The following is a 9,914-nucleotide window of genomic DNA, read 5'->3' on the forward strand; positions in this document are numbered from 1 at the left end:
TATGTGCCCTTAGCTCAGCTGGATAGAGCGTTTGACTACGAATCAAAAGGTCGGGAGTTCGAATCTCTCAGGGCACGCCATTTTAACCAAGATGAATAATCGACTCCTCATCAATTGATGGGGAGTTTTTTGCTGTATGGCCTCCTGATTATGGGAATGTGACAGAATCATGTCGCAACACTTCAATACAGCACCGATTTGTAGTATGATGAAAAAAGTGTATCGAAGCGAGCACCGCTTATCGGGCAGGATCGCAATAAAGGAAAGCTTACAGATAAGAGAGCACCGCAGCGTAGAGCCGACCGCGAGTACGGCAGCGAACGGCGCGATCTGAAGGAGGAACAGTATGTCTGAGCAGACTGTAACGAGTGTCTCAGCGAGCAAAGCGAATAACGCAAATCAATTGCTGCGCCGTGACGTTCGTTTTCTAGGCAACATTTTGGGAGAAGTACTCGTCCACCAAGGCGGCAAAGAGCTGCTTGAGGTTGTTGAGAAAATCCGTGAGATGAGTAAGTCGCTTCGTGCGGAATACAATCCGGAGTTGTATAGCGAGTTTAAAGCTGCTATTACGTCCCTAACCCCGGACAACCGCCATCAAGTGATCCGTGCATTTGCACTGTATTTCCAACTCGTCAACATCGCTGAGCAAAACCACCGTATTCGCCGTAAACGCGACTACGAGCGTTCTGCAGGGGAGAGCGTACAGCCAGGCTCGATCGAAGATGCTGTACAAGTATTGAAGGATCGCAATATTGCGATTGAAGACGTGAAAGAAATGCTGAGCGGCATTTCACTCGAGCTCGTGATGACTGCGCATCCAACAGAAGCAACGCGTCGTGCGGTTCTCGATATTCATAAACGCATTGCGCTTGATGTCATGGAGTTGGACAACCCGACGCTGACGCACCGTGAACGCGAGAAGCTTCGCGAGAAGCTGCTCAATGAAGTATTCACGCTGTGGCAGACGGACGAGCTGCGCGGCCGCAAGCCGACGGTAATCGACGAGGTGCGCAACGGCTTGTTCTTCTTCGAAGAAACGCTGTTCGAAGCTCTTCCTAATGTATACGAAGAGCTGGAACGCTGCCTGAAGAAGTACTATCCAGAAGAAGATTGGCATGTACCTACGTACTTGCGCTTCGGCTCATGGATTGGCGGCGACCGTGACGGCAACCCTTCGGTTAAAGCAAAAATCACGTGGGAGACGTTGACGCTCCATCGCGCGCTCGCACTGGACAAATACACAGAGGCGCTGCAAGATCTGATGGGTCTGCTAAGCTTCAGCACGAACATCGTTGAAATTACGACGGAGCTGGAAGATTCCCTTCGTTCGGACCGTGAGACGATCGAACTGAACTGCGTGGGCATCTGGCGCAACGAGCAAGAGCCTTACCGCATTAAAGTCGGCTACATCCTGCAGAAGCTCGCTAACACGCGTGACGGTGCAGAGAACGGCTACGAAGGACCACATGAGCTTATCGAAGATCTGAAAATCATCGACCGCAGCCTGCGTCATCACTTCGCAGACTACGCGGCAGATACGCATATCCGCAAGCTGATTCGTCAAGTTGAGCTGTTCGGTTTCTACATGTCTGCGCTCGACATTCGTCAGCACAGCCAAGAGCATGAGAATGCGATGACGGAAGTGCTTCGCAAAATGCACATCGTAGACAACTATGCTGCACTGTCGGAAGACGAGAAGGTTGAGCTGCTCGAGAAGCTGCTGAACGATCCACGTCCACTGACGAGCGGTCACTTGGACTACTCGGAATCGACACGCGAGTGCCTCGATGTGTATGAGACGGTATACCGCGCTCAGAAAGTATTCGGTCAGAACTGCATCTCCAGCTATTTGATCAGTATGACGGAAGCTGCGAGCGACATGCTCGAGGTAATGGTGTTCGCGAAGGAAGTCGGCCTTTTCCGCAAGGAAGCAGACGGTACGGTTCGCTGCACACTGCAGTCAGTTCCTTTGTTCGAGACGATCGACGACCTCCATGCAGCGCCTGGCATCATGAAGAAGCTGTTCTCGCTGCCTGTTTACCGCGAAGCGGTTAAAGCGATGGGCGAGACGCATGAAATCATGCTCGGCTATTCGGATAGCAACAAAGACGGCGGCGTTGTAACGGCGAACTGGGAGCTGCGCGTTGCGCTTAACGACATTACAGCTGCAGCCAAAGAATTCGGCGTAAAGCTGAAGTTCTTCCATGGACGCGGCGGCGCACTCGGACGCGGCGGCATGCCGCTGAACCGCAGCATTCTTGCACAGCCTCCACATACGATTGGCGGCGGTATCAAGATTACGGAGCAGGGTGAAGTATTGTCCTCCCGTTACGGCATGCCAGACATCGCATACCGCAGCTTGGAACAAGCGACGTGGGCGCTTATTACGGCAGCTCGTCTGGCGAAATACCCAGAACAAATGCCGAAGCAGAACGATGAGTGGAATGAGATCGCTCGCTCCATCTCGGAGACAGCGTTGAACAAATATCAGGATCTGATCTTCCGCGATCCAGACTTCATGACGTTCTTCAAGGAGTCGACACCGTTGTCTGAGGTTGGTGAACTGAATATCGGTTCCCGTCCTTCGAAACGTAAGAACAGCGACCGCTTCGAGGATCTGCGTGCGATTCCATGGGTATTCGCATGGACGCAAAGCCGTTACCTGCTGCCAGCATGGTACGCATCAGGCTATGCGCTTGAGCAGTACGTACAAGGCGACAGCGGCCGGATGCAAAATCTGCGCGATATGTACGCAAGCTTCCCGTTCTTCCGCTCGCTCATCGACAATCTGCAGATGGCGCTGGCGAAAGCGGACTTGCTCATTGCTCGTGAATACGCAGGCATGATCAAGGACTCGACGATTCGCGATCGCATCTTCGGTCAAGTGGAAGAGGAGTATTCACGCACGCTGCGCATGCTGCTTGATATTACGGGTCAGTCGGAAATTCTCGACAATGTACCGGTCATTCAAGAATCGATCCGTCTCCGTAATCCATACGTCGATCCGCTCAGCTACCTGCAAGTGCAGCTGCTGACGGAGCTCCGCTCGATTCCGGACGACAGCGGTGACGCTGTCTTGCTCCGTGAAGTGCTGCTTACAATCAACGGCATTGCTGCGGGACTTCGCAATACGGGCTGATGGGCTGATTAATAAAGGTAATCGATTCGGTCATGATGGACTGGATCGAAGTGTGAAAGGCTGGGCTTGGCGGCAATGGACCGCTCGGCCCGGCCTTTTGTGCCATTAAATTATATATATGCATATGGTTAAGGGTATGAAGAAGAGGAGATTATTACAGCTATGAGAATGACAGGCTATGGCCTTGCCGTACTGCTTGTACTGTTAGGTGCTTCAAGCTACGGGATGCTGTCGCCGATCGTGAAGCTTACGTACGATGCATCGTATACCTTTGAGCAAATTACGGTTCATCAGGTCGGAATGGGAGCATTGTTGCTATGGACAATGGTGCTGTTTGGTAAAGGGGTATGGTCTAATCCGCTCCGCGGACCGTGGGTGAAGCTTGCATCAATCGGCGTATTCGGAATGGCAATGACGACGATTATGTACAATCAAGCGTTGGAGAGAATTGATGCATCGCTTGCAATCGTCTTGCTTTTTCAGTTTACGTGGATTACGATTTTGATAGACAGCATATGGAACCGGAAATGGCCGAATCGTTGGAATTGGATTTCAATTGTTATCGTACTTGCAGGGACAGTGCTTGCAGTTGGGCTGCTCGAGTCAGGCGTGGAACGATTAGACCCGCTCGGAACGTTGTATGGGTTGTTGTCGGCCGTATCATACAGCTTGTTCCTATGGCTCATGGGCAGAGTGAAGTTCAATGGCCATCCTATCATGCAGTCAGCAATTGTTACGACCGCTTCTTTCTTGCTCATCGTGCTGCTGTATGGCTGGCATGCAGGGGCAGGGGAGCGCGAATGGCAGATGGCCGGTATCGGCCTTGTGCTAGGTACGCTCGGACAGGTCGTTCCGACGGTATTATTTGCAATAGGGATTCCACGAATCGGGAGCAGTCTCGCATCGCTGCTTGGTTCAATGGAGCTGCCTGTAGCGGCAACCATCGCTTGGTTGATTGCTGGCGAGTCTTTGAGTGGAGGTCAGGTTGCTGGGATCATACTTATTCTATGCGGGATTATTGTGGCCGAGCGGCGTTCCGGGAATCGATCTAAGGAGACGTCACGTCTGGAGGAATAATAGTTGCTATCTGTGGAAGCAAGGCTAGTCAAGCGGGCGCTAAAAGGCGATCAGCAGGCGTTCGCCGACATTGTGGACCTTTATCAGGACAAGCTTTATCATATGGCATATCGGATGCTTTACAACCGGCAGGAGGCGGAGGACGTCGTGCAGGATACGTTTCTGCGCGTCTATCGCAACTTGGACCGTTACGATGATTCGATGAAATTCTCAACCTGGATTTATCGGATCGCGACGAATTTGTGTATCGATCGTCTGCGGCGCAGGCGGCCGACCTATTCGCTTGATGCGGAATCAACCGACCACGAAGGATTGGACGGCTATTCGGTTCTGCCCAGCGACGACCGTACGCCGGAGTCGGAGATTGTGCTGTCGGAGACGCAGCGAATTATTCGGCAGGCGATTGAGAACCTTCCGGCCAAGTACAAGACCGTTATGGTGCTGCGATACTTGCAGGACATGTCGCTTCAGGAGATTAGCGACGTGATGGACATGCCGGTGACGACGATCAAGACAAGGGTACATAGGGGCAGGGAGTTTCTTCGTAAGCGGCTGGAGCACAAATTATAGCATGTTAATAATTGGGGCCGTTTTTATTAAAGGAAGTGAAACGCTGCGGACACTCGCTGCGTACTTGTATAGTATCATCTATCTGATGTTCAAGCATGAAGCGGAAAGGAATGGCTGCTATGAATTGCAACGTCGCCATCGTATGGATGCACGATTATTTGGACGGCGATCTGCCGCCACAAGATATACGTGAGCTAAAGACGCATTTGCTGGCATGTCCGGACTGCCGCGCCAGATTCGATGAACTGGAACGAACGGAGTCGCTGCTAACGACTGCTCTACGCTCACCTAGCCCGATTACGGCGGCACATTCGGCAGCGCTCAATGAGCGAATCAAATCGGTTCTGCCGAAGCAGCGCAAACAAACAGCATGGCTGCGGTGGGTGCGCAATCATCCTGCTGTATCCGTCGCTGCTGTATTCTTCTTCGTCATGTTATCCAGCTTCCTCTCCATGTGGCACCAAGACGGCGAGCTGGTCGTCAAGGGAGAAGACTTGCAGCATGTCATTATCGAAGGCGATAAGGTGATCGTGCCAGCCGGAACGAAGGTGAACGGCAGTCTGACGATTGAGAATGGAACTGCGGACGTACAAGGGGATGTGGAAGGCAATGTGACGGTCATTGACGGCAAGCTGCAGCTTGCTTCGACGGCGCATATTGCTGGCTCCAGCCGAACGATCGATCGGGCGCTGGACTGGTTCTGGTACAAGGTGACGGAAACGGTAACCGATATGGCGCATTGACGTATCCAATGTAAAGTGTCTTCCTATATTAGGGAGACACTTTTTTTGTGTGAAGAGAAGGATTTGCATTGACGTTTCTAGAAAATAATAAGGTTGGGAATGACGTCTGTTGTTTACATATACATAGGGCGTGTTTATTTAAGTTACCAGACACGAGGCCGATAATAAAAATAAACGCCTGATCGTGCATGTTTCAAAAAGTCCGGTTTTCAGCACCGAGAAGGTTGGATCAAGCGGGGAATGAGGATCGGAGCGTAGTGTAGTGTAGTGCTACGTGAGAACCGGAAGTCTCAGCTTCATCCAAGATTCGATGCCGATTTCACTTCTTGTGAAGCTTCGTGATCAAAAGCGGACTTTTTGAACTACCGCTAAAAGGCTGTTCGTGCCAATCCATTGTGTCAAACAGGGTATCGACTGGGTAATTGTCGTTTGGGGGCCTGCATAACGATGAATTATTTTAATGATTTGAGTTGGTCTAACGGCATTAAAGATGTCATAGACATTGCTGTCGTAAGTTACATCATATATAAAATGATTCTGCTCGTGCGCGGTACGCGCGCTGTTCAGCTGCTGAAGGGCATTCTCGTATTGGTGGCCACCTGGGCGCTCAGTACATGGCTCAATCTCGGTACGTTGAAATGGCTGATGAACCAGATGTTCACGTTCGGCGTAGTGAGCGTTCTCATTATTTTCCAACCAGAGCTGCGTCGTGCGCTGGAGCAATTGGGCCGCGGCAAGCTGTTCGGACGTTCGACAGGTCTGGAGCGGGATCAAATTAACGAGCGGATCTCAGAAATTATTAAAGCCGTTAATTTTATGGCCAAACGAAATATCGGCGCGTTGATCGTATTCGAACGGGAATCGGGACTCAATGAATATATCGAGTCGGGCATTGGGATGGAGTCGCGCATCAGCTCGGAGCTGATTGTTAATATTTTCACACCTAATACGCCACTCCACGACGGTGCGGTTATTGTGCGAGGGAATCAGATTATGGCTGCTGCTTGCTACTTGCCGCTGTCGGAGAATCCGTTCATTAGCAAGGAGCTTGGAACGCGCCATAGAGCGGCGATCGGCGTTAGTGAAGTATGCGATGCCGTGTCCATCGTTGTTTCGGAGGAGACGGGTCAAGTATCGTTGTGTCTTAACGGTATGATTGTGCGGGATATCAAGGAGGAATCGCTCATCTCGAAGTTGTTCGAAGAGCTGATGCCGACAAGCGCACAAGCGGAGAAGGCGAAAACCTCGTTCTGGCGGCGGAAGGGGGATAAGCATAATGGATAAATATCTAGCTCATCCAACCGCGCTCAAAATATTGTCTGTCGTCGTTGCATTGCTGCTGTGGGCGGTTGTACATTTTGATCCGGAATCGAATTCCAACTCAACGATGTCAACTGCTGTCACGCATGTTATCGATACCGTCAAGATCAAGACCATCGGGCTCGATGAGAAAACGCGAGCGCTTCGGTCGATCGACCCTGGCACGGTTAAACTTGTCGTCAGCGGATCGAGAACGCGGATAGCGGCAGCCGAGCCTGACGATTATGTCGTCTCCGCGAATCTATCGCGTGCGCCAGACGGTCGAAGTGAAGTTCAACTGTCTGTCGAGCTCCCTAAGGGGGTAGAGCTTGTCCAGATGACGCCTAATCGCGCTTTCGTCAATATCGTGCCGATGCAGACGAAGGAGTTCGAGGTTAAGGTTATTTCGGAGGGGCAGCCCGCTAACGGTTACAAGGTTGGCGAGCCGATCATTAAGCCGAACAATCGCGTACACGTTACGCTGCCAGAGGATGAGTTGGCTGATGTAGGCGCTGTTGCTGTCAAAGTGAATGTGAATGGAGAGGAAGAGACGGTCAGCGAGAAGAAAGCTCGTGTGGTCGTTTATGATAATGACGGCAACGAATTGAAGGACGCGGTCGTAAGTCCAAGTGTCGTTGAAGTGGAAGTACCGATTACGAAGCCATACAAGACGCTCCCGCTGCAGATTGGTTTCTCGGGTGCGCTGCCTGATGGATTGAGTATCGCGAAGGTAACGCCATCTGCACAGCAGGTAACGGTGTATGGCCCGCAAGATGTGCTGGACAAGCTAGATTACTACGATGATGTTACAGTGGATCTGACCAAGGTGACACAGTCGGGCTCCTTCACGTATGCTATTGAACCAATGGAAGGTGTCGCAAGCATAGACCCGACGAAAATAACCGTTACGATCGATGTAGAGCCGACGAGCGAACGATTGATTGAGCAGGTGCCGATTACACTGAACAGCCTCGCAGAGGGCATGACAGCCAAATTGCTGACACCGGAGAGCAATGCGATCGACATCGTCGTAACAGGTGCGCAATCGCTGTTAGGGGCGCTGCAGAAGGCGGACATACAAGCCGTTGCGAAATTGGATTCGCTTGGCGTAGGCCAGCACGAGGTTCCGCTGGATATCCATCTTCCGATCTATCTGCACGTGAATGCTCCGTATAATGTCACGATTGACATCTCAGATAGTAAAGCAGCGAGTACGTCGCCTAAGGCTCCAACTGTAGATACCGACAAGACGGATACGGGAGCCGGAACAGAAGGCGGCAAGCAAACCGATGCAGGCGGAAGTACTGATACGTCATCGCCTCCTCCCGAAGCGGGAGACAAGGGAGCAGGCGATGGCACCGGTGCTGGCACAAGCCCTGGCACAGGTAGCAGCAATACGGATGCAGGCACGCCAGCGGACCATTCGACAAGTACAGGCACAGATGCCGGCTCGGTTCGATTGTGGTCTACTGTGAGGCGTCTGGCAGACTAAGGCTGCTGAGAGGAATTAAGATTTGAGTTTGTTTGGATTTAAGGGGTAGCTAACATTATCAGACATTGAAGGGGATCAGACAGGACATGGGTAAATATTTTGGAACAGACGGCGTACGTGGAGTTGCGAATCAGGAGCTTACGCCCGAGCTTGCTTATAAAATTGGTCGCTGCGGCGGTTATGTGCTGACAGGTCAGGCAGAAAAGCCGACGATTGTCATTGGTTTGGATACGCGTATTTCCGGTCCAATGCTGGAGGCATCGCTTATTGCGGGCCTGCTGTCGATCGGCGCGAGCGTTATTCGCCTTGGTGTCGTATCGACACCAGCGGTTGCTTATTTGACGCGTGAACTGAAGGCGGATGCGGGTGTCATGATTTCGGCATCGCACAATCCAGTCGCAGATAACGGCATTAAGTTCTTTGGCGGAGACGGCTACAAGCTGTCGGATGAGACGGAGCTTGAGATCGAACGTCTGATGGATGCAGAGGTAGATGAGCTGCCTCGTCCAATCGGCGGCGATATCGGTTCGGTGACTGTCGATGAAGCGGCGAAGTTCCGTTACCTGGAATACCTGAAGACGACGATCAGCAGTTCGTTCGCTGGCGTGAAGGTCGTGCTCGACTGCGCACACGGTTCCGCCTATGAGCTGGCTCCACGCGTATTCCGCGAGCTTGGTGCAGAAGTCATCACGGTCGGCGCAGAGCCGAATGGTCGTAACATTAATGAGGGCGTCGGATCGACACACCCTGAATATTTGACAGAACAAGTGCTGAAGCATGGCGCGCAGCTGGGCTTGTCGTTCGACGGCGACGCTGACCGTCTCATCGCGATTGACGAGAAAGGCGAAGAAGTCGACGGCGATTACATTTTGTGCATTTGCGGCGATGCTATGCGTCGCGGCGGCAAATTGAACGGCAATACGATCGTGACGACGGTTATGGCGAACATCGGTTTCTTCAAAGCGACGGAGAAGCTGGGCTTGAACACCGCACAGACAGCGGTAGGCGACCGTTATGTAATGGAAGAAATGCGCCGCGGCGGCTTCAATCTCGGCGGCGAGCAATCCGGCCATGTTATCTTCCTCGACTACAACACGACGGGTGACGGCATTCTGACGGCTATGCAGCTCGTTGATACGCTGGTTCAGTCGGGTAAACCGCTGAGCGAGCTTAAAGGTCTCATGCGCAAATATCCGCAGGTGCTCGTGAACGTTCGTGTGGCGGACAAAACGCAGTATAAGGACAATGCAGCTATCGCCGCGGCAGTAAGCGAAGTGGAAGCGGAGCTCGGCGACAATGGCCGCGTCCTGGTGCGTCCATCGGGTACGGAGTCGCTTATTCGCGTAATGGCGGAAGGCCCGGACAAGGAGCAGGTCGAAGCGTACGTGAACCGTATCGTGGATGTGGTACGGACGGAACTGGGTTAAATAAGAATACGCTTCGCGATTGTGTGACGCAAACATGCACTCCGATCAAACGCGGCACCGCGCCTCCCGTTGTATAGATGTTCCCTTGATTAGATTAAGTGGTAGGAACATCTATACAAAAGTCGGACGTAAACTCGCTGTACCGCTGTTTGCTCTCCGTGCACTCC

7 protein-coding genes and 1 tRNA gene are annotated in these 9,914 nt (G+C 52.2%); all 8 read left to right on the forward strand.

Going from position 1 to position 9,914, the window contains the following annotated elements:
* Positions 1-3: 3 nt before the first annotated feature.
* The 8 genes from SBI19_RS29005 to glmM all read left to right on the forward strand — a co-directional run bounded on the left by SBI19_RS29005 (position 4) and on the right by glmM (position 9,747).
* Positions 4-80 (forward strand) — tRNA-Arg (locus SBI19_RS29005).
* 266 nt (positions 81-346) lie between these two features.
* The gene (ppc, locus tag SBI19_RS29010; RefSeq protein ID WP_317973014.1) at positions 347-3,139 is read left to right on the forward strand and encodes a phosphoenolpyruvate carboxylase; all 2,793 of its coding nucleotides are present in this window, start codon (positions 347-349) and stop codon (positions 3,137-3,139) included.
* A 162-nt stretch (positions 3,140-3,301) separates the two neighbouring features.
* The gene (locus SBI19_RS29015; protein WP_317973015.1) at positions 3,302-4,216 is read left to right on the forward strand and encodes an EamA family transporter; all 915 of its coding nucleotides are present in this window, start codon (positions 3,302-3,304) and stop codon (positions 4,214-4,216) included.
* Between the two features lie 3 nt (positions 4,217-4,219).
* Positions 4,220-4,786 carry an RNA polymerase sigma factor SigW gene (gene sigW, locus SBI19_RS29020; protein WP_110047591.1) on the forward strand — a complete coding sequence of 189 codons (567 nt, stop codon included), beginning with the start codon at positions 4,220-4,222 and terminating at the stop codon, positions 4,784-4,786.
* Between the two features lie 119 nt (positions 4,787-4,905).
* The gene (locus SBI19_RS29025) at positions 4,906-5,529 is read left to right on the forward strand and encodes a zf-HC2 domain-containing protein (protein ID WP_317973016.1); all 624 of its coding nucleotides are present in this window, start codon (positions 4,906-4,908) and stop codon (positions 5,527-5,529) included.
* A 447-nt stretch (positions 5,530-5,976) separates the two neighbouring features.
* Complete coding sequence (cdaA, locus tag SBI19_RS29030; RefSeq protein WP_317973017.1) at positions 5,977-6,813, forward strand: diadenylate cyclase CdaA; 837 nt, start codon at positions 5,977-5,979, stop codon at positions 6,811-6,813.
* Positions 6,806-8,320, forward strand: a complete 1,515-nt coding sequence (locus tag SBI19_RS29035) for a CdaR family protein (RefSeq protein ID WP_317973018.1) — start codon at positions 6,806-6,808, stop codon at positions 8,318-8,320. Before cdaA ends, SBI19_RS29035 begins: the two co-directional genes overlap by 8 nt.
* Positions 8,321-8,406: 86 nt before the next feature.
* Entirely contained in the window at positions 8,407-9,747 is a 1,341-nt protein-coding gene (gene glmM / locus SBI19_RS29040; protein WP_317973019.1) for a phosphoglucosamine mutase, read from the forward strand.
* Positions 9,748-9,914: the final 167 nt, after the last annotated feature.

This window comes from Paenibacillus sp. CCS19, from assembly GCF_033239625.1.
Classification (GTDB): domain Bacteria; phylum Bacillota; class Bacilli; order Paenibacillales; family Paenibacillaceae; genus Paenibacillus_T.

Excerpts from the sequence above, each read along its gene's own strand:
- cdaA (WP_317973017.1), top strand. The coding sequence starts at position 5,977 with ATGAATTATTTTAATGATTTGAGTTGGTCTAACGGCATTAAAGATGTC.
- SBI19_RS29035 (WP_317973018.1), top strand. The coding sequence starts at position 6,806 with ATGGATAAATATCTAGCTCATCCAACCGCGCTCAAAATATTGTCTGTC.
- SBI19_RS29025 (WP_317973016.1), top strand. The coding sequence starts at position 4,906 with ATGAATTGCAACGTCGCCATCGTATGGATGCACGATTATTTGGACGGC.
- SBI19_RS29015 (WP_317973015.1), top strand. The coding sequence starts at position 3,302 with ATGAGAATGACAGGCTATGGCCTTGCCGTACTGCTTGTACTGTTAGGT.
- ppc (WP_317973014.1), top strand. The coding sequence starts at position 347 with ATGTCTGAGCAGACTGTAACGAGTGTCTCAGCGAGCAAAGCGAATAAC.
- glmM (WP_317973019.1), top strand. The coding sequence starts at position 8,407 with ATGGGTAAATATTTTGGAACAGACGGCGTACGTGGAGTTGCGAATCAG.